Source organism: Streptomyces sp. NPDC056600, from assembly GCF_042792855.1.
Classification (GTDB): domain Bacteria; phylum Actinomycetota; class Actinomycetes; order Streptomycetales; family Streptomycetaceae; genus Streptomyces.
In genome coordinates, this window is sequence record NZ_JBHTVQ010000022.1 from 40,514 (window position 1) to 64,345 (window position 23,832).

22 protein-coding genes are annotated in these 23,832 nt (G+C 73.8%); 8 read left to right on the forward strand and 14 right to left on the reverse strand.

The window, feature by feature from the left end; translation table 11 throughout:
* Positions 1-73: 73 nt before the first annotated feature.
* Positions 74-1,123, reverse strand: coding sequence for a LacI family DNA-binding transcriptional regulator (locus ACFRAV_RS13855; RefSeq protein ID WP_351110629.1), 1,050 nt, complete (start codon positions 1,121-1,123; stop codon positions 74-76).
* Positions 1,124-1,342: 219 nt separating this feature from the next.
* Here ACFRAV_RS13855 and ACFRAV_RS13860 point away from each other — a divergent pair, with 219 nt between their 5' ends.
* Genes ACFRAV_RS13860 through ACFRAV_RS13875 form a run of 4 tightly spaced genes read left to right on the forward strand, consistent with a single transcriptional unit; the run spans position 1,343 to position 6,776 of the window.
* A complete protein-coding gene (locus ACFRAV_RS13860) occupies positions 1,343-2,656 on the forward strand; it encodes an ABC transporter substrate-binding protein (protein ID WP_382554887.1) in 1,314 nt (437 codons plus the stop codon).
* On the forward strand, positions 2,653-3,558 hold the full coding sequence (locus tag ACFRAV_RS13865) for a carbohydrate ABC transporter permease (RefSeq protein WP_382554890.1): 906 nt from the start codon (positions 2,653-2,655) through the stop codon (positions 3,556-3,558). The genes ACFRAV_RS13860 and ACFRAV_RS13865 overlap by 4 nt, the downstream gene beginning before the upstream one ends.
* A 5-nt stretch (positions 3,559-3,563) precedes the next feature.
* Entirely contained in the window at positions 3,564-4,427 is an 864-nt protein-coding gene (locus ACFRAV_RS13870) for a carbohydrate ABC transporter permease (RefSeq protein ID WP_382554892.1), read from the forward strand.
* Between the two features lie 18 nt (positions 4,428-4,445).
* Positions 4,446-6,776, forward strand: a complete 2,331-nt coding sequence (locus tag ACFRAV_RS13875) for a glycoside hydrolase family 3 N-terminal domain-containing protein (RefSeq protein WP_382554983.1) — start codon at positions 4,446-4,448, stop codon at positions 6,774-6,776.
* Here the strand turns inward: ACFRAV_RS13875 and ACFRAV_RS13880 are convergent.
* The 6 genes from ACFRAV_RS13880 to tsaB all read right to left on the reverse strand — a co-directional run bounded on the left by ACFRAV_RS13880 (position 6,773) and on the right by tsaB (position 11,270).
* Complete coding sequence (locus ACFRAV_RS13880) at positions 6,773-7,597, reverse strand: hypothetical protein (protein WP_382554894.1); 825 nt, start codon at positions 7,595-7,597, stop codon at positions 6,773-6,775. The genes ACFRAV_RS13875 and ACFRAV_RS13880 overlap by 4 nt on opposite strands.
* 153 nt (positions 7,598-7,750) lie before the next feature.
* Positions 7,751-8,041: a hypothetical protein gene (locus ACFRAV_RS13885; RefSeq protein ID WP_382554897.1), complete on the reverse strand. Its 291-nt coding sequence runs from the start codon at positions 8,039-8,041 to the stop codon at positions 7,751-7,753.
* Positions 8,042-8,658: 617 nt separating this feature from the next.
* Complete coding sequence (locus tag ACFRAV_RS13890; protein WP_382554899.1) at positions 8,659-8,916, reverse strand: hypothetical protein; 258 nt, start codon at positions 8,914-8,916, stop codon at positions 8,659-8,661.
* Positions 8,913-10,079, reverse strand: coding sequence for a tRNA (adenosine(37)-N6)-threonylcarbamoyltransferase complex transferase subunit TsaD (gene tsaD / locus ACFRAV_RS13895; RefSeq protein ID WP_382554902.1), 1,167 nt, complete (start codon positions 10,077-10,079; stop codon positions 8,913-8,915). The genes ACFRAV_RS13890 and tsaD overlap by 4 nt, the downstream gene beginning before the upstream one ends.
* Positions 10,072-10,620, reverse strand: a complete 549-nt coding sequence (gene rimI / locus ACFRAV_RS13900; RefSeq protein ID WP_382554904.1) for a ribosomal protein S18-alanine N-acetyltransferase — start codon at positions 10,618-10,620, stop codon at positions 10,072-10,074. The genes tsaD and rimI overlap by 8 nt, the downstream gene beginning before the upstream one ends.
* Positions 10,617-11,270 carry a tRNA (adenosine(37)-N6)-threonylcarbamoyltransferase complex dimerization subunit type 1 TsaB gene (gene tsaB / locus ACFRAV_RS13905; protein ID WP_382554907.1) on the reverse strand — a complete coding sequence of 218 codons (654 nt, stop codon included), beginning with the start codon at positions 11,268-11,270 and terminating at the stop codon, positions 10,617-10,619. Before tsaB ends, rimI begins: the two co-directional genes overlap by 4 nt.
* Positions 11,271-11,422: 152 nt before the next feature.
* On the opposite strand from tsaB, the gene ACFRAV_RS13910 reads away from it, so the two are divergent.
* Positions 11,423-11,968: a hypothetical protein gene (locus ACFRAV_RS13910; protein WP_382554909.1), complete on the forward strand. Its 546-nt coding sequence runs from the start codon at positions 11,423-11,425 to the stop codon at positions 11,966-11,968.
* Positions 11,969-12,142: 174 nt separating this feature from the next.
* A complete protein-coding gene (locus ACFRAV_RS13915; protein ID WP_382554912.1) occupies positions 12,143-12,340 on the forward strand; it encodes a hypothetical protein in 198 nt (65 codons plus the stop codon).
* A 280-nt stretch (positions 12,341-12,620) separates the two neighbouring features.
* On the opposite strand, the gene tsaE is transcribed toward ACFRAV_RS13915, so the two are convergent.
* From tsaE to glmS, 6 genes are all read right to left on the reverse strand, one after another.
* Positions 12,621-13,193, reverse strand: a complete 573-nt coding sequence (tsaE, locus tag ACFRAV_RS13920) for a tRNA (adenosine(37)-N6)-threonylcarbamoyltransferase complex ATPase subunit type 1 TsaE (protein ID WP_382554915.1) — start codon at positions 13,191-13,193, stop codon at positions 12,621-12,623.
* Positions 13,135-14,439 (reverse strand): alpha/beta fold hydrolase, encoded by a 1,305-nt coding sequence (locus ACFRAV_RS13925; RefSeq protein WP_382554918.1) that lies wholly within the window; start codon positions 14,437-14,439, stop codon positions 13,135-13,137. The genes tsaE and ACFRAV_RS13925 overlap by 59 nt, the downstream gene beginning before the upstream one ends.
* An 88-nt stretch (positions 14,440-14,527) precedes the next feature.
* Positions 14,528-15,694 (reverse strand): alanine racemase, encoded by a 1,167-nt coding sequence (gene alr / locus ACFRAV_RS13930; RefSeq protein WP_382554922.1) that lies wholly within the window; start codon positions 15,692-15,694, stop codon positions 14,528-14,530.
* A 445-nt stretch (positions 15,695-16,139) separates the two neighbouring features.
* Positions 16,140-17,624: an NAD(P)H-hydrate dehydratase gene (locus tag ACFRAV_RS13935; protein ID WP_382554925.1), complete on the reverse strand. Its 1,485-nt coding sequence runs from the start codon at positions 17,622-17,624 to the stop codon at positions 16,140-16,142.
* Between the two features lie 21 nt (positions 17,625-17,645).
* Complete coding sequence (locus ACFRAV_RS13940; protein WP_382554928.1) at positions 17,646-18,017, reverse strand: holo-ACP synthase; 372 nt, start codon at positions 18,015-18,017, stop codon at positions 17,646-17,648.
* 172 nt (positions 18,018-18,189) lie between these two features.
* Positions 18,190-20,055: a glutamine--fructose-6-phosphate transaminase (isomerizing) gene (gene glmS, locus ACFRAV_RS13945; protein ID WP_382554930.1), complete on the reverse strand. Its 1,866-nt coding sequence runs from the start codon at positions 20,053-20,055 to the stop codon at positions 18,190-18,192.
* Positions 20,056-20,284: 229 nt separating this feature from the next.
* Here glmS and coaA point away from each other — a divergent pair, with 229 nt between their 5' ends.
* Both coaA and ACFRAV_RS13955 read left to right on the forward strand, forming a co-directional pair.
* Positions 20,285-21,277: a type I pantothenate kinase gene (gene coaA / locus ACFRAV_RS13950; RefSeq protein WP_351110661.1), complete on the forward strand. Its 993-nt coding sequence runs from the start codon at positions 20,285-20,287 to the stop codon at positions 21,275-21,277.
* A gap of 81 nt (positions 21,278-21,358) precedes the next feature.
* The gene (locus tag ACFRAV_RS13955; RefSeq protein ID WP_382554933.1) at positions 21,359-22,306 is read left to right on the forward strand and encodes a DUF389 domain-containing protein; all 948 of its coding nucleotides are present in this window, start codon (positions 21,359-21,361) and stop codon (positions 22,304-22,306) included.
* 84 nt (positions 22,307-22,390) lie between these two features.
* Here ACFRAV_RS13955 and glmM read toward each other — a convergent pair whose 3' ends face one another.
* A complete protein-coding gene (glmM, locus tag ACFRAV_RS13960; RefSeq protein WP_351110665.1) occupies positions 22,391-23,749 on the reverse strand; it encodes a phosphoglucosamine mutase in 1,359 nt (452 codons plus the stop codon).
* Between the last annotated feature and the right edge of the window lie 83 nt (positions 23,750-23,832).

Here is a 23,832-nt window from a genome sequence, read left to right on the forward strand (position 1 = left end):
CGGAATTCACGGTCCGTGAGGTCCACCGAAAAGCTTTCGAAAGTTTCGAAGGCGAACAGTGAATTCCGGTCTCTCAGACGGCCGGTGGGGCCGTGCTGCTGCGCACCACCAGGCTCGTCGCCAGCTCCATGCGGGCTCCCGCGGTCGGCTTCTCCTCGCGCCCCAGCTCGAGGACCATCCGGGTCGCCGCCTCGGCCATCTCGGTCAGCGGCTGCCGCACGGTGGTCAGCGGCGGACCCACCCAGCGGGCCACCGGCAGGTCGTCGAAGCCGACCACGCTCAGGTCGTCGGGGATCCGCAGACCGAGCTCGCGGGCCGCCTCGTAGAGGCCCAGCGCCTGCAGGTCGTTGCCGGCGAAAACGGCCGTGGGCCGGTTGTCCCGGCGCAGCAGGTCCAGGCCGAGCCGGTAGCCCGCCTCGTGGTGGAAGTCGCCGTCCAGGATCAGACCGGGGTCGACGGCCAGCCCCGCGGTCTCCAGGGCGGCCCGGTAGCCGTCCACGCGGGCGCGGGCGCACATCATCCGGGTGGGGCCGCTGATGGCCCCGATCCGGGTGTGGCCGAGCTCCACCAGGTGGCGGGTGGCGGAGAGGCCGCCCTGCCAGTTGGTGGCGCCCACCGAGGGCACCTCCGCCCCCGGGTCGCCGGCCGGGTCCATCACCACGAACGGGATCGACCGGCTGGTCAGCAGCGTGCGCTGACCCTCGTCGAGCCCGGACAGGACCAGGATCACGCCGTGCGGCCGCCGCGCGGCCACCTGGTCCGCCCAGCTGCCGCCCGGCGTGTGACGTCCGGCGCTCTCGGAGAGCACCACGCTCAGGCCGGCGCGGCGCGCGGCTCGCTCGACGCCGCGGATGACCTCCATGGCCCAGGCGCTCTCCAGCTCGTGGAAGACGAGTTCGATCAGCGGGGACCGGGAGGCGTCCGCGCGACGCCTGCGGTAACCGTGGCTGCGCAGCAGGCGTTCGACGCGCGAGCGGGTGGCTGGGGCCACGTCGGCCCTGCCGTTGAGAACTTTCGAAACTGTTGGCGCGGACACACCCGCCGCCCGCGCGATCTCGGCAAGCGTCGCTGTGCGTCCCTGCCGGGGCACGGAAGGGGTTTCGGCGGATTCCGGTGAGGTCATGGTTCGGGATCGTATATCTGCCCAGGGTCTTGACGAACCCCTCTGACGCGCTTAGGTTCCCAAAACATTCGCGGCAACGATCGAAAGCTTCGGAGGAAGCCCCCCAAGCGCCCCCACACCTCGGTGCTGTGAGTCACACACAGGGCATCTCCCCCAAATCGCCCTGAAACCGTAGATTTGCGGTCAACGAAGACCGCTTCCCCCGAGGAGTACTTGTCCATGGAGCACCTCAGCAGGCGTTGGTTCCTGGGCGTCAGCGGCGCCACTCTGCTCACCGCCGGCCTCACGGCGTGCGGCTCCGGCGACGACAGTGGCGAGGACGGCAAGGGCGGACCGCTCACCGCCTTCGTCTGGGGCGACGATGCCGCCAGGATCCAGGAAGACGCGATCAAGCGCTTCAACACGTCCCCGGCCGCCAAGAAGACCAACGGCACGATCAAGCTGCAGCGCATACCGGGCAGCGACTACCCCGCCAAGCTGCGCACCGCCATGGGCTCGCCCAGCGCGCCGGACCTGTTCTTCAACTGGGGCGGCGGCTCGATCAAGGCGTACGTCGACGAGAACCAGCTCATCGACCTGCACGACATCATCGAGTCGACTCCTGAGCTGAAGAACGGCTTCCTGCCGTCGATCATCCAGTCCGGAGCCCTCGACGGCCGCCCGTACGGCATCCCGATGCGCGGCATGCAGCCCGTCCTGCTCTTCTTCAACAAGAAGGTCTTCAAGGAGAACGGCCTCCAGGCCCCCACCACCTGGGACCAGCTCCTGGAGACCAACAGGAAGCTGAAGGCCCGCGGCATCCAGCCCTTCGCGCTCGGTGGCGCGGACAAGTGGACCGAGCTCATGTGGGTGGAGTACCTGGTGGACCGCATCGGCGGCCCCGAGGTCTTCCGCAAGATCCAGAACGGCGACGCCGCCGCCTGGGGCGACCCGGCGGTGCTGCGCGCGGCCGAGGAGATCGAGAAGCTGATCGACGGCGGCGCCTTCGGCAAGGGCTTCAGCTCCGTCCAGTACAACAACGGCGGCGCCTCCGCCCTGCTCGCGCAGGGCAAGGCCGCCATGCACCTGATGGGCTCCTGGGAGTACTCCACCCAGCTCGGCAAGTTCAAGAAGTTCGCCGAGAAGGACCTGGGCTGGATCGCCTTCCCCGAGTACACCGGCGGCCAGGGCGACATCAAGAACGTCGTGGGCAACCCGACCAACTACTGGTCGCTCAGCGCCCGCACCAAGAACCGGGACGCGGCGATCGCCTTCCTCAAGACCTGCGCGTCGGAGGAGTACGCCAAGGCGCTGGTCGCCAACGGCGACATCCCCACCACGTCCAACGCGGGCGCGCTGCTCGACGCCTCCCCCAACCCGGAGTTCGCCAAGTTCCAGTACGGACTGGTCCAGGACGCCCCGGCGTTCACCCTCAGCTGGGACCAGGCCGTCAAGCCGGAATGGCAGACGCCGATGCTCACCGAAATCGACAAGCTCTTCCTGGGCCAGTCCTCGCCCAAGGAGTTCGTCAATGCACTGAAGGGGCTCAAGTGACCTATCCGGTCACCAAGTCCGCCGCCGCAGCGCCCAAGGGCGACGCTCGGGCCACCCGTGTGGGTCGCCCGAACGCGTCCTGGGCGCTGCCCGGCGTCTTGTTCTTCACGTTCTTCGCCGTCGTTCCGATGGCTCTGGCCGTCTACCTGTCGTTCACCGACTGGAACGGCCTCGGTGATCCGGGCTTCGTCGGCCTGGAGAACTGGAAGAACCTGTTCACCGATCCACAGCTCATGCACTCCCTGTTCATCACCGTGCTCCTCACGGTGGTCAGCTGGGCCTTCCAGACCGTGATCTCCCTGCTCCTCGGAGTGTGGGCGGCGGGCAAGCAGCGCAACCGCGCGGTGCTCTCGGCGATCTTCTTCGTCCCGTTCCTGCTGTCCTCCACGGCGATCGCGCTGCTCTTCTTCGCCCTGCTCGACCCGAACTACGGCGTCATCAAGGGCGACACCCTCGGCACCACCTCGGGCGCCTTCCTGGCGATCGTGTTCGTCGGCGCCTGGCAGTTCATACCGTTCCACACCCTGATCTACCAGGGCGGCGCCCGTCAGATACCCGAGGTCCTGTACCAGGCCGCGGCGATCGACGGGGCGAGCGGACTGCGCCAGTTCTTCTCCATCACGCTGCCCCAGCTGCGCCACACGATGGCCATGTCCGGCGTGCTGATGGTGGTGGGCTCCCTGACCTACTTCGAGACCGTCCTGATCCTCACCCAGGGCGGCCCCGGCACCGACACGAAGATCCTGCCCTACCTCATGTACGAAGCCGGATTCCGTTCCTACGACTACGGCTACGCGAGCGCCGTCGCCACCTTCCTGGTGATCGCCGCCACCGGCCTGTCGCTGCTGCTGATCCGTCTCACGGGCTTCGGCAAGATGAACAGCGTCCGGGAAGGGATGTGACCGCCATGTCCCACCGCAGCAACACCCTCGCGTCGTCCGGCCGCCGACACCGGACGAAGCGCTCCAACCCGATCGCCGGCCTGGCGTCCTTCGTCTGGCTGCTGATCGTGCTGATCCCGCTCTACGCGATGATCACCACCTCGCTGGCCGGCCCGGAGGAGGCGATGGGCCGGGGCGCCCTCACGCCGCCGAAGAACCCGACGCTGGACAACTACAGCCTGGTCCTCGACTCGGGCTTCTCGCACTACCTGTGGAACACGACGCTGACCGCGATCGGTGTGGTCGTCATCGTGGTCTGCCTCTCGGTGCCGCTGTCCTACGTCGCGGTCCGCAACCGCGGCTTCTGGTCCGGCAGCGCCTTCCGGCTGTTCCTCCTCGGCGTGGCCATCCCGGCCCAGGCCGTGGTGGTGCCGCTGTTCCTGCTGATCACCAAGCTGGACATCTACGACACCCTCTGGGCGATCATCCTTCCGACCGCCGCGTTCGCCATGCCGGTCTCGGTCCTGGTCCTCACCGGAACCCTCCGCGACATCTCGGAGGAGTCCTACGAGGCCATGGCCCTGGACGGCGCCTCCCCGACCCGGATGCTCTTCCAGCTGGTGATCCCCCTCGCCAAGGGCGGCATCAGCACGGTGATCATCTACTCTGCGCTGCAGGCCTGGAACAACTTCCTGTTCGCGCTGATCTTCACCCAGTCCGAGGAGCCTCGCGTCCTCACCCTGGGCCTTTACAACTACGTCAGCCAGTTCGGGGTCAACATCCCCGCGCTGCTGGCTTCCGTCGTCCTTTCCGGCGTGCCGATCTTCGTCGTTTACCTCGTGGCCCGACGGGCCCTGGTGAGCGGGTTGATGGGCGTCGGCGGCAAGTAACACCTTTCCCTCAGGAGCATCATGACCGCCCCCTGGCGTGATTCCGCACTTCCCGCCGAAGCCCGTGTCGAGGATCTTCTCTCCCGGATGACCCTGGAGGAGAAGACCGCACAGCTCTACGGAGTGTGGGTCGGCGCCTCGACGGATGCGGAAGCCGGCGTAGCCCCGCACCAGCACGAGATGGCCACCGACTGGGACTGGGACGAGGTGATCTCCCACGGCCTCGGCCAGATCACCCGTTCCTACGGCACCGCCCCGATCGACCCCGACGAGGGTGCGCGCGCGCTCGCCCGCGCCCAGCGGACGATCATGGCGGCCAACCGGTTCGGCATACCCGCCGTCGCCCACGAGGAATGCCTGGCCGGCTTCACGGCCTGGGGCGCCACCGCGTACCCGGTGCCGCTCGCCTGGGGCGCCTCCTTCGACCCGGAGCTGGTCGAGGAGCTCGGCCGTCGCATCGGCGCCGACCTCGTCGCCGCCGGCGTCCAGCAGGGCCTCGCGCCGGTGCTGGACGTGGTCCGCGACCTGCGCTGGGGCCGGGTCGAGGAGACGATCGGCGAGGACCCGTACCTCGTCGGCACCGTGGCCGCCTCCTACGTCAAGGGCCTGGAGACCGCAGGCATCGTCGCCACGCTGAAGCACTTCGCCGGATACGCCTCCTCCGCGGGCGCCCGCAACCACGCGCCGGTGCGCGCGGGCGTGCGCGAGTTCGCCGACGTCACGCTCCCGCCGTTCGAGCACGGCCTGCGGCACGGCGGGGCGCGCTCCGTGATGGCCGCGTACACGGAGATCGACGGCGTTCCCTCGCACTCCGACCCCTGGCTCCTGACCGAGCTGCTGCGCGGCACGTGGGGCTTCGAGGGCACCGTCGTCGCCGACTACTTCGGCGTGGGCTTCCTGGAGAACCTTCAGCGGGTGGCCGACGGCCTCGGCGACGCGGCCCGGGTGGCGCTGGAGGCCGGCGTCGACGTCGAGCTGCCGACGCTGCGCTGCTTCGGCAAGCCGCTGATCGAGGAGGTGCGCGCGGGCCGGGCCTCCGAGGACCTCATCGACCGGGCGGCGCGCCGGGTGCTGCTGCAGAAGTGCGAGCTGGGCCTGCTCGACGAGGACTGGTCGCCGGAGCCCAAGGGCTCCCTCCATCTGGACTCGGACGCCAACCGCGCGCTGGCCCGCCGGATCGCCGAGGAGTCGGTGGTGCTGCTGGCCAACGACGGCGGCACGCTGCCGCTCAGCGCGTCCGGCCCCTCGGCCGTCCGCCGCATCGCGGTCGTCGGTCCGCGGGCCGACGACGCGATGGCGATGCTCGGCTGCTACTCGTTCCCCTCCCACGTGCTGCCGCACCACCCCGAGGTCGCTCTCGGCGTGGAGATCCCCACGGTGCTCGAGGCCGTGCGGAGCGAGTTCCCGGACGCGACGGTGGAGTTCGCCCTCGGCTGCGACACCTCGGAGACGGACACCGCCGGGTTCGCCGAGGCGGCCGCGCTGGCCTCGTCCTCGGACGTGGTCGTGGCGGTGCTGGGCGACCGGGCCGGCCTCTTCGGCCGTGGCACCTCGGGCGAGGGCTGCGACGCCGCCGACCTGGCCCTGCCGGGTGTCCAGGGCGACCTGCTCGACGCGCTGCTGGAGACCGGCAAGCCGGTCGTCGCGGTGCTGCTCACCGGGCGTCCCTACGCGCTGGGCCGCTGGGCGGACCGGCTCGCCGGCATCGTCCAGGGCTTCTTCCCCGGCGAGGAGGGCGGCCCCGCCGTGGCGGGCGTGCTCTCCGGGCGGGTGACCCCGTCCGGCCGTCTGCCCGTCAGCGTGCCGCGCGACCCGGGCGGTCAGCCGTGGACCTACCTCCAGCCGCCGCTCGGCCTGGCCAACGAGATCACCAACCTGGACCCGACGCCGCTGTACCCCTTCGGCCACGGCCTGTCGTACACCGCCTTCGAGTGGGACGGCTTCGAGGCCCCGGCCTCCGGCACGGAGATCGGCACCGACGGCACCTACGAGGTGTCGGCGACCGTCCGCAACACCGGTGACCGGGCCGGCGCCGAGGTCGTGCAGATGTACCTGCACGACCCCGTCGCCACGGTCACCCGCCCGGACGTGAAGCTCGTCGGCTACCAGCGCCTGGAGCTCGCCCCCGGCGAGGCCCGCCGGGTGACCTTCCGGTTCCACGCCGACCTGTCCTCCTTCACCGGGCGCGACAACGTTCGCGTGGTCGAGCCCGGGAAGCTGGAGCTGCGACTCGCCGCCTCCTCGGCGGACGTGCGGCACGTCTTCCCGCTCACCCTCACCGGTGAGACCCGGGTGGTCGGGCACGAGCGCGAGCTGCTCTGCCGGACGGAGGTCACCAAGGCCGGCTAGGCCCTGTCGGCCTCGTCCGCCCGGCCGGCCTCGCAGTAGGCGAACGCCACGCCGCTGATCCGCTCGTCGGTCGGGTTGTCGAAGACGACGCGCCAGCCGTCCTCGCCGAGCCGCTGGGAGACTCCCGGCACCAGGCCCGGCTCGGAGGTCGACCAGCCGCCGGCGACGGCGACCGTGCCGCGCGGGCAGGTGGCGACGCTGACGGCGCTGCCGCCGTTGGGCGGCACGTCCACCAGCTCGCCGGTCACCTCGGTCCAGCCCTCCGGCGTCTCACAGGTACCGCCCCGCGTGATCCCGCGCGGGGCGGTACCTGTGCGTGTACCCGCCTGTGCTCCGGCGGCGTCCGCGGCGGGGCGGGAGGCCTCGCCCCGCCGGGCGTCGTCGGGGCGGCCCGTGCCTTCGGGGCGGCCGGCGTCGTCGAAGCCGTCCGTGTCGCCGGGGCGGCCGGCATCGTCGGGGCGGCCCGTGTCGTCAGGGCGGCCGGCGCCGGGCTGCCGGTCGGGGTCCGGGAGCGGTCGCTCCCGGCACCTGTCCCACTCGCCGTCGCAGCCATGCACGGCGCGGTCGCCGAGGCCCCAGTTCGACAGCCACGACGACAGGACGTCGGACCCCAGGCCGCCGTCCTCCTCCTCGCACCGGTCGCCCGGGCCCGCGGCCGCCACCGGCCCCGGGCGCGTGGCCTCACGCGGCTCCGCGGCCACGGCGCCGGCCGCCGCGCTCCACGTCAGCGTGACGGCGAGCGAGGCGGACAGGCCGCCGGTGACCCATGCGGCGCGGCGATGCCGACGCCGTAGCCGTTGCCCTGTGCTCCCGGATGTCATCTGGTCTCCCGCGTCTCGTTCGAGTCGGTCTGCGGGAAAGCTGTGACCCCCGGGGCGCCGGGTCAGTCCTGACGACTGGGCCGGTGGAGGTAATTGGTCATCTGATCGGCCCGGTTGCGTCCCTCGTTCGGCGGACGGGCCGGGCCGGTGGTCTCATGCCGCCGAACGGTTGGGGCAGGCGCCGGCCGCGGCCGCGCCTGGCCCCGTCCGCGGGCGGCGCCCCGGTATCGCGCGGGCGGCGCGGCGCGTCTCCGCGCCGCACTCCCCGCACCGGGGCCCCGGCATCATGGCCTCCGCCGCGGATGCCGTCGCCGGCGCGGTGGCGGCTGCCGCCACGGCTTCGGCCTCACGCGAGGCCTGGTGCAGCGCCGCGGTGGTCGCCGCCAGCACGTCGCGCAGCAGCACCGGTTCGCGATCGCGAGTCGTACTCCGCTCGTCCCACATCGCCGACCCCCTTACGGGCGGCCCGGCACTCGGTCCGGGCCTTCGACAGAACCTCCCAGGATCTTCGCACCCGCCACTGACAACGCCCCCAACACCGAACGAACACCGTCGAACACCCCGCGGGGCGCCGCCCCGCGGAACAGTTGCCCTCCCGCCCTCTTGCGGGCAGTCGTAGTCCCGCGCCCCCTGCGGGCAATCGTGCCGCTGAGGCGATGGGGGTCCTCCCCCAGACTTCGTCCGGGGGTACCCCCACCTGCTCGAGCGAAGCCGAGAGCTTGGGGGTGGGGGTACCCCCTGGACGAAGTCCTTGGGGGAGGTGGGCGCAGGGGCCCACGTCCTCGCAGGACGGCTCGCTCCATGGAACGAAAGTCCTCCCGGGCAGGGGGCGGGTCGGGGGATCAAACAGTGCTGCCCACCGGGGCTTGGCCTTGGGCCGCGCTGCGGTCAGGGTCCCGTGTGTACGGTGCCGTCGGCTTGGGCGGAGTGGTGGAAGCCGCTCGCCGCGGAGGTCGGGGCCTGCGCCCGCCTGTGCCGCCCGCAGCAACGTCAGGCATGCCGCCCGTGGGACGGCAGCGCGCGGACCGTCGCGCGAAGGCGGCGGCACGGGCCCCGAGCGGTCAGGTGAGGCCGAGGCTTTCGAAGCGCCAGCGGTGCGGCGGGCGGGCGGTGAGGACGTCGGGCGGCGCGGGGAGCTCGGGGAGGGTGTCGTGGAGAGCGGCGTCCCACCAGGTGACGACGAGCACCCGGTCCCCCGGCGCCCGGAACGTCTCCCGCCGCACCGGCTCCCGCGGCAGCCCCTGCCCCCGCGCCCACGCGAGCAGTTCCTCCCCGCGGCCCTCGGCCGCCCGGGCCTCCCACATCAGCGCCACCGTCACGAGTACAGGTTCTCCTTGGACACCTCGTGCACGTGATCGTGCGAGTGCGAGTGCGTGTGCCCGGTCCCGGTCCCGTGCCCGTGCGTGTGCGCGTACCCCTCCGCCCCCTCGGGCGCCGGCACGTGCGGTTCGGTCACCGGCAGCGAGGAGTCCGCGGACAGGTCCCACGCGGACGCGTCCCGCCCGCGCGCCACCATCTCGGCCCCCAGCGCCGCGACCATCGCCCCGTTGTCGGTGCACAGCTTCGGCCGCGGCACCCGCAGCCGGATGCCCGCCGCCTCGCACCGCTCCTGGGCCAGCGCCCGCAGCCGCGAGTTCGCGGCGACGCCGCCGCCGATCATCAGGTGGTCGACGCCCTCGTCCTTGCAGGCGCGCACCGCCTTGCGGGTGAGGACGTCCACCACCGCCTCCTGGAAGGACGCGGCGACGTCACGGACCGGCACCTCCTCGCCCGCCGCCCGCTTCGCCTCGATCCAGCGGGCCACCGCCGTCTTCAGGCCGGAGAAGGAGAAGTCGTAGGCGGGGTCGCGCGGGCCGGTGAGGCCGCGCGGGAAGGAGATGGCGTTCGGGTCGCCCTCCCTGGCGTACCGGTCGATCACCGGGCCGCCCGGGAAGCCCAGGTTCAGCACCCGGGCGATCTTGTCGAAGGCCTCGCCGGCCGCGTCGTCGATGGTGGCGCCCATCGGCCGCACGTCGGAGGTGATGTCGGAGGACAGCAGCAGCGAGGAGTGGCCGCCGGAGACCAGCAGCGCCATCGTCGGCTCGGGCAGCGGCCCGTGCTCCAGCTGGTCCACGCAGATGTGCGAGGCCAGGTGGTTGACGCCGTAGAGCGGCTTGCCGAGCGCGTACGCGTACGCCTTGGCGGCGGAGACGCCGACCAGCAGGGCGCCCGCGAGGCCGGGTCCGGCGGTGACCGCGATGCCGTCGAGGTCCTTGGCGGTGACGCCCGCGTCCTTCAAGGCCCGCTGGATCGTGGGGACCATCGCCTCCAGGTGGGCCCGGGAGGCCACCTCGGGCACGACGCCGCCGAAGCGGGCGTGCTCGTCGACGCTGGAGGCGACGGCGTCGGCCAGCAGGGTGGTGCCGCGGACGATGCCGACGCCGGTCTCGTCGCAGGAGGTCTCGATGCCGAGGACGAGGGGCTCGTCCCGCAGGTCAGCCATGGTTCCGGGTTCCTTGTGCAGCGGAGGGAGTGACGGCGGTGGGCGCGGAGGCCGGGTCGGTCAGGCGCATGACGAGGGCGTCGACGTTGCCCGGCTGGTAGTAGCCGCGGCGGAAGCCGATCGGTTCGAAGCCGAACCTCTCGTACAGCCTCTGGGCGCGGACGTTGTCGACGCGGACCTCGAGCATCACCTCGTGGCACTCGAAGTCGGTGGCGGCGCGCAGCAGTTCGGAGAGCAGCCGGCTGCCGAGGCCGGCGCCCTGGTGGGCGGGGGCGACGGCGATGGTCTGGACGTCGCCCTGGTCGCCGGCGGCGGCGAGCCCGGCGTAGCCGGCCAGCTCACCCGCCGGGGTCTCGGCGACCACGTACCGACGGGTGGCGCCGGGCCCGCGGGCGTGGGCGAGTTCGGACCAGAACATGCCCCGTGACCAGGCGTCCTCGGGGAACAGTTCCTTCTCCAGCGTCAGCACGGGGTCGATGTCCCACCAGCGCATCTCACGGAGTTCCGCGGCGGGGGCGGTGACGTTCGCCGCCGCGCTCACCGGGGGGTGACCACCTTGTAGTTCTTGGGCACCTGGGCGTCCGGGCGCCGCAGGTACAGCGGGCGCGGGGGCGCGAGCTCCTCGCCGTCGGCCAGCCGCTCGGCGGCGAGCGAGGCCAGCGCGGCGGCGGAGACGTGCTCGGGGGCGTGCACGTCGGGGAAGGCGTCGGGGTAGAGCAGCGCGCCCGCGCCGACCGCGGGGAGCCCGGCGACCTCGTCCGCGAGGTCGGCCGGGCGGTCGACGGCGGGGTCGGTGAGGCGGGTGCGGGAGTCGGCGTAACGCGCCCAGTAGACCTCCTTGCGCCGGGCGTCGGTCGCCACGACGAAGGGGCCGTCGAGGTCTGCGGCGTAGGCCAGCCCGTCCAGCGTGCACACGCCGTGGACGGGGACGCCGAGCGCCAGGCCGAAGGTGTCCGCGGTCATCAGGCCGACGCGCAGACCGGTGTACGGGCCCGGTCCGACGCCGACGACGATGCCGGTGACGGCGTCGAGGCCGACGCCCGCCGCACCGAGGACACGGTGGACGGTGGGCAGCAGCAGCTCTCCGTGGCGGCGCGCGTCCACCTGGCTCGACGAGGCGACGACGTCCGTCCCGTCGTGCAGGGCGACGGTGACGGCGGGGGTTGCGGTATCCAGAGCGAGCAAGAGCACGCGAACAGCCTACGGCTCCCCGGGCCCGCGCACGGCCTCGCCGGGCTCCGCGCACCTCCGCTGCTAACGTCTCGCACACGCACGGGTGCGCTGAGTGACGAATGGCGCGAGCGGCCAAGAGTGCGAGTGACGACGAGCGAGGGAGACCGGCGGTGGCGGTCCGCAGCGGGGTGCTGGTGGCGGCGTTGACGGGCGCGGCGCTCACGACGGTGGTGGTGCTCGGGCTGCAGGCCCACGCGAAGGTGCCGCCGGCGCTGCGGTCGCCGGGCGCGCCGGCCGCCTCCCGGGCCGCCGCCCCGCCGGAGCGGCCGGGTCCGCTGGGGCTTCCGGCGCGGTCGGGCGCCGGGGAGCGGGTCGTCTATTCGCTGGGGCAGGACCGGGTGTGGCTGGTTGACGCGCGGGGCCGGGTGCGGCGGGTGTTCCGGGTCGTCCCCGGCGCGGTGGACCCGGCGCCCGGCAGGTACGCGGTGACCTCGCGTTCGCTGCGGGGGACGGGGGCGGACGGGGCGGCCATCGAGCACGTGGTGCGTTTCGCGAAGGTACGAGGGGTGGTCGTCGGGTTCAGCGCCTTTCGCGGCGGCGGCCCGGTGGCGGGGAGCCCGGCGCCGGGGACCGGCGGCATCCGCGAGGCGCGGCCGGACGGTGCGGCGATGTGGGACTTCGCGGAGCTGAGGGCGGGCGTGGTGGTCGTTCCCTAGGCATCCCCAGGGACGCGGGGCCGCCGGGCCACCCGGCGGCGCCCGAGGAGCGCCGGGGGCGTCGAACGCCCGCACGGGGTTTCCGACACCGCGTCGGGAAGATATTGCGCGGCGACCGGCGGGCGTGGTTAGGTCTACCTAACCACGCCCGTCCTCGGGATGTCAGGAGGCGTCATGCTCTTTCCGGTTGCCGGCCACGGCCGTCCCGATGCCACGGAGCAGCACCAGGGCGGCGCGGGTGCGCGCGGCGCCGGCGCGGTGTCGATGCGGGACCTTCTGGCCTCCTGCGCCGCGGCCCGGGCGGTCTCGGTGCCGCCGGCCCCGGCCTCCCCGGCCACCCGTGAGGGCCGGCCTGCGCGCGAGGCCGCGTAGCCGCCTGCCGCGCCTTGCGGGGGAGCACTGTTCCGCCCCCCTGCCGGGAGCTTGCGCCCCGTGCTGCGAGCCGCCCCGCAAGAACGTGAGGCCCTGCGCCCACCCTCCCCGAGACTTCGTCCGGGGGACCCCCATCGCCCAGCGGCACGATCGCCCGCAGGACGATCGGCACGTGTGCCGGCACCGACCACGGCCCCGGCTCTGCACGGCACGTGCGCCTGCCCTCCGGCTGCCCGCACGGTGTCGGGGGTGGGCCCCCTGCCGGGTGGCGAGGGGCGGCTCAGGCCTCGAGGGGGCTCAGGTCGGCGGTGGTCCAGCGGGGGCCCACGGCGGTGACGGTCAGGCGGCGGACGTCGTCGTCGGCGTCGCCGGAGGCGTCGTCCCCCGTGGCGCGGGCGATCAGGATCTGGAGGCGGTCCTCGGTGAGGTCCTCGACCTTGCCCTCGCCCCACTCCACGACGATCACCGACTCCGGCAGCGAGACGTCGAGGTCGAGGTCCTCCATCTCGTCCAGCCCGCCGCCCAGCCGGTAGGCGTCGACGTGGACCAGCGGCGGCCCGTCGCCGAGGGAGGGGTGGACGCGGGCGATCACGAACGTCGGCGAGGTGACCGCGCCGCGGACGTTCAGGCCCTCGCCGAGGCCCCGGGTCATCGTGGTCTTCCCGGCGCCGAGCTCGCCGGTGAGCATCACGAGGTCGCCGGCGCGCAGCAGGCCGGCCAGCCTACGGCCGAGGTCCAGCATGTCCTCGGGTGAGGTGACGGTCAGTTCCAGCGTCCGCCGGGCTCCGGCCGGCTCACTGGGACCGTGGGGGTTCTGCTCGCTGTGGTCGTGCGGTGCCGCGGGTGCTTCCATGGGACCCCACGGTAGCCGCCCCGGACGGTGCTCCCGCGCGGGCGAGCAGGTCGGCGAGCCGGGCGTTGACGATCTCGGGGTGCTCCAGCATCACCAGGTGGCCGGCGTCCGGCACCCGCACCAGTTCCGCCTCGGGCAGCTCCCGGGCCATCGCCTCGCTGTGGCCCACCGGGGTGACCAGGTCGCCCTCCCCCGCGACGATCAGCACCGGCAGCCCGTGGAAGCGGGCCAGCGCAGCCGTCTTGTCGTGCGCGTCGAAGGCCGGGTAGAACTCGGCGACCACGTCGATCGGCGTGGACTCGATCATCCGCTCGGCGAACCGGGCGACCACCGGGTCGACGTCGGCGGAGGCGAACGAGTACCGGGTGACGATCCCGGCGAACACGTCGGCGGTGGCCTGCCGTCCCCGCTCGACGAGGTCCGCCCGCCGCCCCAGCGCCCGCAGCACGCCCGGCAGCAGGCGCCGCACCGCGTTCACCCCGACGGCGGGCAGCCCGAAGTGGACGTCGGCGAGCCCTCCGGACGACGTGCCCACCAGGGCGATCCCGGCGACCCGTTCGCGGACCAGGCCGGGGAACTGCTCGGCCAGCGCCATCACCGTCATCCCGCCCATGGAGTGCCCGACCAGCACCAGCGGACCGGTGGGCGCGGCGGCGTCGATCACGGCCTTCAGGTCGCGGCCCAGCTGGTCGATGGTGACCGGCGGCCCCTGCTGGGCCCGGGTGACGCCGCGTCCGGAGCGGCCGTGGCTGCGCTGGTCCCAGTAGACGGCGCGCACGCCGGCGGCACGCAGGGCGGCGCGCTGGAAGTGCCAGGAGTCCTGGTTGAGGCAGTAGCCGTGGCTGAACACCACCGTCACCGGGGCCGGACGCACGGCCGCCTGCTCGCGGCGGCCGCCGAACAGCCGGCGGCGGCGCGGCGGCGCCGGCTCGGGCACGGCGACGGGGGCCTCGTCGACCTCGTAGTGCAGGGCGGTGCCGTCCTCGGCGAGGGCGGTGCCGGGGGTCCCGCGCAGGGTGCCGTAGGGGCCGCCGAACTCCAGGGCGAGGCGGGCCCTGCGGCGGACGCCGCCGCCCATGGCGAGCCGCTCGACGACGACCCCGGCGGCCGCGCCCGCGGCGAGCACGCCGATCGCGGCGCCGGCCAGGCCGGTGGGGCGGCGCCGTGCCCGGGGGGCGGGGGCGGTGGCGCCCGTGGCGGCGACCACCAGCTCCGTGACGGTCACCGCCGGGCTCTCCTCGCTCACTCGGCGCTCCCTCTTCTCCGGTCTCCCGGGTTCGTCGCGGCGAACGGCCCGCCGCCGCGCACGCGCCGCCGGGCCTCCTGCCGTTCGATTACCCGGTGGGGTGCTCGTTCACGTACACGCGGGGCACCCGGCTGCCGATCCTGGTCACGATCTCGTACGCGATCGTCCCGCAGGCCTGCGCCCAGTCCTCGGCGGTGGGCTCGCCCCGGTCCCCCGCTCCGAACAGCACGGCCTCGCTGCCTGCCTCCGGCAGGTCGCCGCCGAGGTCGACCACGAACTGGTCCATGGCGACCCGCCCGGCGACGGTGCGGAGCTTGCCGTCGACCAGCACCGGGCCGGTGCCGGAGGCGTGCCGCGGGATGCCGTCGGCGTATCCGGCCGGGACGAGGCCGAGGGTGGTCCGCCCCGGGGTGACGTAGTGGTGCCCGTAGCTGACGCCGTGCCCGCCGGGCACCTCCTTGACCAGCACCAGGTCCGCGGACAGCCGCATCACGGGACGCAGGCCGAGGTCGGCGGAGGAGCCGAGCTCGGGGGCGGGAGAGACGCCGTAGGTGGCGATGCCGGCCCGCACCAGGTCGAAGTGCGCGTCGGGGCGGGTCAACAGGGCGGGCGAGTTGGCGATGTGCCGCACCTCCGGGCGGACGCCCTGGGCCTCGGCCTGGCCGACCATCTCGCGGAAGCGGGCCAGCTGGGCGTCGGTGGCCGGGTGGTCCGGCTCGTCGGCGCAGGCGAAGTGCGACCAGAGGCCGACGATCTGGATCAGCCCGTCCCGTTCGGCGGCGAGGGCGTCGGCGACCAGGTCCGGCCAGTCGGCGGGCTGGCAGCCGCCCCGGCCGAGACCGGTGTCCGCCTTCAGGTGCACCCGGGCCGGGCGGCCCTCGGCGCGCGCCGCGTCGGTCACCTCGCGCAGGGACCACGAGGCGCTCACCGAGACGTCCACGTCCGCCGCGATCGCCTCCCGCCAGGGGCCGCCGGGGGCCCACAACCAGCACAGGACGCGGCCCGGGAGGCCGGCGGCGCGCAGGGCCAGCGCCTCCTCGGGGGTCGCCGTGCCCAGCCACTCGGCGCCCGCCTCCTTGGCGGCACGGGCGCAGCGCACCGCGCCGTGGCCGTACCCGTCGGCCTTCACGACGGCCATCAGGGCGGCGCCGGAGACCCGGGCGCGCAGGGACCGCACGTTGGCGCGCAGGGCGTCCAGGTCGATCTCGGCTCGCACGCGGGGGGTGGTGCGGGGGCGCGGAACACGTTCACTCATGGTCCCCCCAGTCTGACAGAGCCCCTTCCGACCGCCGGGGAGGGCGGCCCGCGGAGGGCCCGGGCCGTGAGCGGCGGGCGCGCGGATGACGGGTAAGGGCGCGTGGATGACGGGTCACGCGGCGACGGGAGCACGGGCGACGGCGCGGAGGACGCACCCAGGGTGAGGTGACCGGGCGCGGGGCACGACGCGCGACGGGGATCTCCGCGTCCCGCCCGGAAACGCGAGGCCCGCCGCCCGGCGGCCCGGCGGGTCCCCGGGCCGCCGGGCGCGGGGCACGACGCGCGGACCGCCCCGCGGAGTCCAGCCCACGGGCCCGTCACGGAACGGCGGACCGGCCCCCGGACCGGCCCCGCGCACCGTCGGACCAGACCCGCCCCGCGCACCGTCGGACCGGACCCGCTCCGCGCACCGTCGGACCAGGCCCGCCCCGCGTGCCGTCCCGTCAGGTACCGGAGGCGATGTCGCGCCAGACGTCGGGGACGGCGGACGCGACGTCCTGCGCGGCGATCGGCGCCCCCGCGGCCGCGCGCCGCGCGGCCAGCCCGTGCAGGTACGCCCCCACGCTCCCCGCGTCCCGCGCGGACAGCCCCGACGCCAGCAGCGACCCGGTGAGACCGGAGAGCACGTCGCCGCTGCCGGCCGTCGCCAGCCACGGCGTGCCGGTCGGGTTGACCCGCACGGGCGGCGTCCCGTCGTCCCCGGGCGGCGCGGCCACCAGCGTGGTCGCCCCCTTCAGCAGCACCGTCGCCCGGTACCGCCCGGCCAGCTCGCGCGCCGCGGCCAGCCGCGCGGACTCCACCTCGGCCCGGTCGACCCCGAGCAGCGCGGCGGCCTCCCCGGCGTGGGGCGTCAGCAGGGTCGGCGCCGTCCGGGACCGCACCACCTCGGGGTCGGCGAGCCGCAGGCCGTCGGCGTCGATCAGCACCGGCACGTCCGCCTCACCGGCGACCTCCAGCACCTGCGCCACCGTGTCCGCGTCGTCCCCGGCGCCCGGGCCGACGACCCAGGCCTGCACCCGGCCCGCCCGCCTCGGTCCCCCGTCGTTCACCAGCGTCTCGGGGTGGCGCGCGAGCACCGCGTCCCCGGCCGGTCCGGCGTACCGCACCGCTCCGGCGCCGCCGCGCAGGGCGCCCGCCACGGCGAGCACCGCGGCGCCCGGGTAGCGGGTCGACCCGGCGGCGATCCCGACCACCCCGCGCCGGTACTTGTCGCTCTCCGCCCCGGGCCGCGGCAGCAGCCGGGCCACGTCCGCGTGCTGCAGCGCCTCCAGCTCCGGCCGCTCCGGCAGCCACGGGTCCAGCCCGATGTCCACCAGCCGCACCGCACCGGCGAGTTCACGCGCCGGGTCGACCAGCAGGGCCGCCTTGTGGGTGCCGAAGGTGACGGTGAGGTCGGCGCGCACCGCGGGACCGCGCACCTCGCCGGTGTCCGCCTCCACACCGCTCGGCAGGTCCACCGCGATCACCGCGGCGCCGGCCTCGGCCGCCCGTTCCGCCAGCGGGGCCGCGTCCTCCCGCAGGCCGCCGTGGCCGCCGATGCCGACGACGCCGTCCACCACCAGGTCCGCGGCCTCGATCAGGCGTGAGGCCACCGCCTCGGCCGTACTCGCCTCGCGGCCGCCGGCCCGCCGCAGCGCGGCCAGGCCACCGGGGTGCGCCTTCTCCGGCGCCGTGAGCACGGCCGTCACGCCGGCCCCGCGTTTCGCCAGCCGGGCCCCGGCGTACAGGGCGTCCCCGCCGTTGTCGCCGCTGCCGACCAGCAGCACCACCCGGCTGCCGTAGACCCGTCCCGCCGTCCGGCCCAGGACCTGGGCGCAGGCGGCGGCGAGCCCGGCGGCCGCCCGCTGCATCAACGCGCCCTCGGGGAGCCGCGCCATCAGCTCCCGCTCGGCCGCCCGTACCGTCTCCACGCTGTAGGCACTCCGCATACGGCGAGTCTTCCCCAGGAATCAGCCTTCCGCGATCACCACGGCCGAGGCGACGCCGGCGTCGTGACTGAGCGACACGTGCCAGGAGCTGACGCCGAGTTCGGCGGCGCGGGCGGCGACGGTGCCGGTCACCCGCAGACGCGGCTGCCCGCTCTCCTCCAGGTACACCTCGGCGTCCCGCCACTGCAGCCCGGGCGGCGCGCCCAGCGCCTTGGCCAGGGCCTCCTTCGCCGCGAAGCGGGCGGCCAGCGAGGCGATGCCGCGGCGCTCACCGCTGGGGAGGGTCAGCTCGTCGTCGCTGAAGAGGCGCTGGGCCATGTGGGGGGTGCGGGCGAGGGCGGCCCGGAAACGGTCGATCTCGGCCACGTCGATTCCGACGCCGATGATGCTCATGCCTCCACCCTAAGGACCCCGCGCCTCCCCCAGGTTCCTCCACCACACACCACCGCGCGGGCCACGCCGCCACGCCCCTGCGGGCAGGCGTGCCGCTGGGGCGCGGGGGCGGGACACCCGTCCGGCTCGCGGGCGAGGACGTGCGGCTCGTGTGTCGTGGAGGAGGCGAGGGTCACTCCACGGTGACGGACTTGGCGAGGTTGCGCGGCTGGTCGACCTCGTTGCCCCGCGCGGTCGCGAGCTCGCACGCGAACACCTGCAGCGGAACCGTGGCCACCAGCGGCTGGAGCAACGGCGGCGTCACCGGCACCCGGATCAGGTGGTCCGCGTAGGGGACCACCGCCTCGTCCCCCTCCTCCGCGACGACCACCGTCCGCGCACCCCGCGCCCGGATCTCCTGGATGTTGGAGACGATCTTGTCGTGCAGCACGGACCCGCCCCGCGGCGACGGCACGACGACCACCACCGGCACGCCCTCCTCGATCAGCGCGATCGGCCCGTGCTTCAGCTCGCCCGCCGCGAACCCCTCGGCGTGCATGTAGGCCAGCTCCTTCAGCTTGAGCGCGCCCTCCAGCGCCACCGGGTAGCCCACGTGGCGTCCGAGGAAGAGGACCGTGTCGTGGGAGGCCAGCGACCGGGCCAGCTCCCGCACCGGCTCCATCGTCTCCAGCACCCGCTCCACCCCCTGCGCGCTGCGCGACAGCTCCCGCACCTGCTCGCGGATGTCGTCGTTCGACCGGGTGCCGCGCACCTGTCCCAGGTAGAGGGCGACCAGGTAACAGGCGACCAGCTGGGTGAGGAACGCCTTGGTGGAGGCGACCGCCACCTCCGGCCCGGCGTGGGTGTAGAGCACCGCGTCCGACTCGCGCGGGATCGTCGCGCCGTTGGTGTTGCAGATGGCCAGCACCTTGGACCCCTGCTCGCGGGCGTGCCGCAGCGCCATCAGCGTGTCCATGGTCTCCCCGGACTGGGAGACGGCGATCACCAGGGCGCGCGGCCCCAGGATGGGGTCCCGGTAGCGGAACTCGCTGGCCAGCTCCACCTCGCACGGCACCCGCGTCCAGTGCTCCACGGCGTACTTGGCGATCATCCCGGCGTGGAAGGCGGTGCCGCAGGCCACGATCACCACCTTGTCGACCTCGCGCAGTTCCTCGGGCGAGATCCGCAGCTCGTCGAGCGACAGCCGCCCGGCGTCGTCCACCCGTCCGAGCAGGGTGTCGGCGACCGCCTTGGGCTGCTCGGCGATCTCCTTGAGCATGAAGTAGTCGTAGCCGCCCTTCTCCGCGGCGGAGGCGTCCCAGTCGATGTGGAACTCCCGCACCTCGGCGGGGCGCCCGTCGAAGCCGGTCACCGTCACCGCGACCGACCCGTCCGCCTCGTCCCGGCGCAGCTCCACCACCTGGTCCTGGCCCAGCTCCACCGCGTCCCGGGTGTACTCGATGAACGCGGCCACGTCCGAGGCGAGGAAGCCCTCGCCCTGGGCCACGCCGGCCACCAGCGGCGAGTTCCGCCGGGCGCCGACCACCACACCGGGTTCCTCCGCCGCGACCGCCACCAGGGTGAACGCGCCCTCCAGGCGGCGGCACACCAGCCGCATCGCCTCGGCGAGGTCGCCGCACGCGGAGTACTCCTCGGCCAGCAGGTGGGAGACCACCTCGGTGTCGGTGTCGGAGGCCAGGCGGTGGCCGCGCTCCTCCAGTTCGGCGCGGAGCACGGCGAAGTTCTCGATGATCCCGTTGTGCACGACGGCGACCCGCCCGGCGTCGTCGAGGTGCGGGTGGGCGTTCACGTCGTTGGGCGCGCCGTGGGTGGCCCAGCGGGTGTGTCCGAGCCCGGCGGTGGCCGCCGGGAGCGGATGCTCGCCCAGTTCCTTCTCCAGGTTGACCAGCTTGCCCGCCTTCTTGGCGCTGGCGAGCACGCCGTCGGCGAGCACCGCCACGCCCGCCGAGTCGTAGCCCCGGTACTCCAGCCTCCGCAGCCCCGCCGTCACGACCTCCAACGCCGACTGACGGCCCACATATCCCACGATTCCGCACATGTCCCTCACCCTAGGGCGGGCCCGCGGCGGGCGCGGCCGCTCATGGTCCGTTCGGGCCCCGGCACCACCCCCCCGCCCCCGGCACCGGCCATGGCTCAGGCTCCGGCCCCGGTCCGCACCCCGGCCCCCGCCACATCCCCGCCCACGTCCCCGCCTGTGGCGGGCGCCACCCACCCCTGAGTGACGCACCCCACCCCGCGGCATGTTCCGGCGCCCGTAACAATGGACTGTGATCTCTCCGGCCTCCCCGATGCCCTCAGGCGGCGCCCACCGGTCCCGGCCGGACGCGACCCCTTACGTGGACCTGACCCGCGCCGAGTGGAGCGCGCTGCGCGACAAGACGCCGCTCCCGCTCACCGCGGAGGAGGTCGAGCGCCTGCGCGGCCTCGGTGACGTGATCGACCTCGACGAGGTGCGGGACATCTACCTGCCGCTGTCGCGGCTGCTGAACCTCTACGTGCGCTCCACGGACAACCTGCGCTCCTCGCTGAACACCTTCCTCGGCGAGAAGGGCTCCCAGTCGGGCACGCCGTTCGTCATAGGGGTGGCCGGATCGGTGGCGGTCGGCAAATCGACGGTCTCCCGCCTGCTGCGGGCGCTGCTCTCGCGCTGGCCCGAGCACCCCCGCGTCGAGCTGGTCACCACCGACGGCTTCCTGCTGCCCACCCGGGAGCTGCAGGCGCGCGGCCTGATGGAGCGCAAGGGCTTCCCCGAGTCCTACGACCGCCGGGCGCTGACCCGGTTCGTCGCCGACATCAAGGCCGGCAAGGACGAGGTGACCGCGCCGGTCTACTCCCACCTGATCTACGACATCGTCCCCGGCGAGAAGCTCACCGTCCGCCGCCCGGACATCCTGATCGTGGAGGGCCTGAACGTCCTCCAGCCGGCACTGCCCGGCAAGGACGGCCGCACGCGGGTGGCGCTGGCCGACTACTTCGACTTCAGCGTCTACGTGGACGCCAAGACCGAGGACATCGAGAAGTGGTACCTGCACCGCTTCCGGCGCCTGCGGGACACCGCGTTCCAGAACCCCGAGTCGTACTTCCGCCGCTGGACCCAGGTCTCCGAGGAGGAGGCGCTGGCCTACGCGCGCAGCACCTGGCAGACGATCAACCGGCCCAACCTGGTGGAGAACGTGGCGCCCACCCGCGGCCGCGCCGACCTGGTCCTGCGCAAGGGCCCCGACCACAAGGTCCAGCGCCTGCGCCTGCGCAAGCTGTGAGCCGGTCCGGGGACGGCCGGAAACCGGACGTCCCCGCACCTGACGGCGACGGCGGGGGTCCGCGCCGCTAGTCTGCCCCGCATGCTGCACCTGCGACTGATCACACCGTCCGGGCGGACGGACGAGGTGATCGCCCTCCTGCGCAAGAGCGTCGGCTGCACCCACCTGGTGGTCCTGCCCGGGGCGGCCCGGGAACCGGCCGGCGACCTGCTGACGGTCGACGTCGCCCGGGAGGCCGCCGACGAGGTGATCGCCGAGCTGCGGTCCATGGGCCTGGACCAGGAGGGGTCCATCAGCGCCGACAACCTCGACCTGTCGCTGTCCAGGCACGCGGAGCGTGCCGAAGAGGAGGCGCCCGGCGAGGCCGCCGACGCGGTGGTCTGGGACCAGCTGGTGGAGGCCACCCACGAGGAGTCCACCTTCTCCTGGACCTACGTGGCCTTCCTGTCGCTGGCCACCATGATCGCGGCCTGCGGCGTGGTGCTGGACAACGCGGTGCTGATCGTGGGCGCCATGGCGGTGGGCCCGGAGTTCGGGCCGCTCGCGGGGTTCTGCACCGCGGTGGCGCGCCCGGCGCCACGGCTGGCCGTGCGTTCGCTGCTGGCGCTGCTGGGCGGCTTCCTGGTGGCCATGGCGCTGACGGTGGCGTTCAGCTACCTGATGACCGCGCTGGATCTCTTCAGCGCTGCGCAGGTGAAGGCGGACCGCCCCAACACCAAGTTCATCTACGCGCCGGACGCCTTCTCGTTCGTGGTCGCCCTGCTCGCCGGCTGCGCGGGCATGCTCTCGCTGACCTCGGCCAAGTCCGGCGCCCTGGTCGGCGTCGCCATCTCGGTGACCACGGTCCCGGCCGCGGCCAACGCCGCGGTCGCCTTCGAGTACGACTTCTACGGCCAGGCCTGGGGGTCGTCGCTCCAGCTCATGGTGAACCTGGCGGGCATCGTCCTGGCGGGCACGCTGACCCTGCTGCTGCAGAAGTGGCTGTGGAACCGCAAGCTCCGCCGCAGCCCCCTCACCGGCACGGCCTGAGGGACCGCCCCGGACACGCCGAGGGGGCGGGACCACCGGCAGTGGTCCCGCCCCCTGGGCACAGGTCGAGCAAGCCCGGGCGGCTCAGCCCAGCGCGGACTTGACGACGTCGGCCAGCCGCCCGGCCACCGACTCGGCCTGGTGGATGTCGGCCGCCTCCACCATGACCCGCACCAGCGGCTCGGTACCCGAGGACCGCAGCAGCACCCGGCCGGTGGAGCCCAGCTCACGCTCGGCCTCGTCCACGGCGGTCGCCAGCTCGGCGGAGGTGGTGACCCGCGACTTGTCCACGTCGCGCACGTTGACGAGCACCTGCGGCAGCCGCTCCATCACGGAGGCCAGGTCGCGCAGCGTGCGGCCGCTGGCCGCGACCCGCGCCGCCAGCAGCAGGCCGGTCAGGGTCCCGTCGCCGGTGGTGGCGTGGTCCAGCGCGATGACGTGGCCGGACTGCTCGCCGCCCAGCGCGAAGTCGTTCTCCTTCATCTCCTCCAGGACGTAGCGGTCGCCGACCGCCGTCTGGACGAGACGGATGCCCTCACGCTCCATGGCGATCTTGAAGCCCAGGTTGGACATCACCGTGGCGACCACGGTGTCGGCGCGCAGCACGCCCCGCTCCCGCATCGCCAGCGCGAGGATCGCCAGGATCTGGTCCCCGTCGACCTCGTCGCCGGTGTGGTCGACAGCGAGGCACCGGTCGGCGTCGCCGTCGTGGGCGATGCCCAGGTCGGCGCCGTGCTCGAGGACCGCGGCCTTCAGCTTGTCCAGGTGGGTGGAGCCGTAGCCGTCGTTGATGTTGAGGCCGTCCGGCTCGGCGCCGATGGTGACGACCTGGGCGCCGGCCCGCTCGAAGGCGACCGGCGACACCCGTGAGGCCGCGCCGTGCGCCTCGTCGAGGACGACCTTCAGGCCGTCGAGGCGGTTGGGCAGCACGCCGAGCAGGTGGTCGACGTAGGTCTCGAGGCCCGCCAGGTGCTCGCCGACCCGGCCGACGCCGGACCCGGTCGGGCGGTCCCACGGGGCGCCGGTGCGGTGCTCCTGGTAGACGGCCTCGATCCGGTCCTCGAGCTCGTCGGCCAGCTTGTGGCCGCCGCGGGCGAAGAACTTGACGCCGTTGTCCGGCATGGCGTTGTGGCTGGCGGAGAGCATCACGCCCAGGTCCGCGCCCAGTACGCCGGTCAGGTGGGCGACGGCCGGGGTGGGCAGCACGCCGACCTTCAGCACGTCCACGCCGGCGCTGGCCAGACCGGCCACCACGGCGGCCTCGAGGAACTCTCCGGACGCACGCGGGTCCCGTCCGACGACCGCCTTCGGGCGATGCCCTTCGAAGGTGCCCGCCTCGGCCAGTACGTGCGCCGCCGCCACGGAGAGACCGAGCGCCAGCTCGGCCGTCAGATCCGCGTTGGCGACACCACGTACACCGTCGGTGCCGAAGAGTCGTCCCACTGGTCCTCCAGAGAAGTGCTACATCGTCTTGAACGTCGCGCCTGGGCCCGCCGCGCTTCGCACCCTAGAGGGATGACTGACAC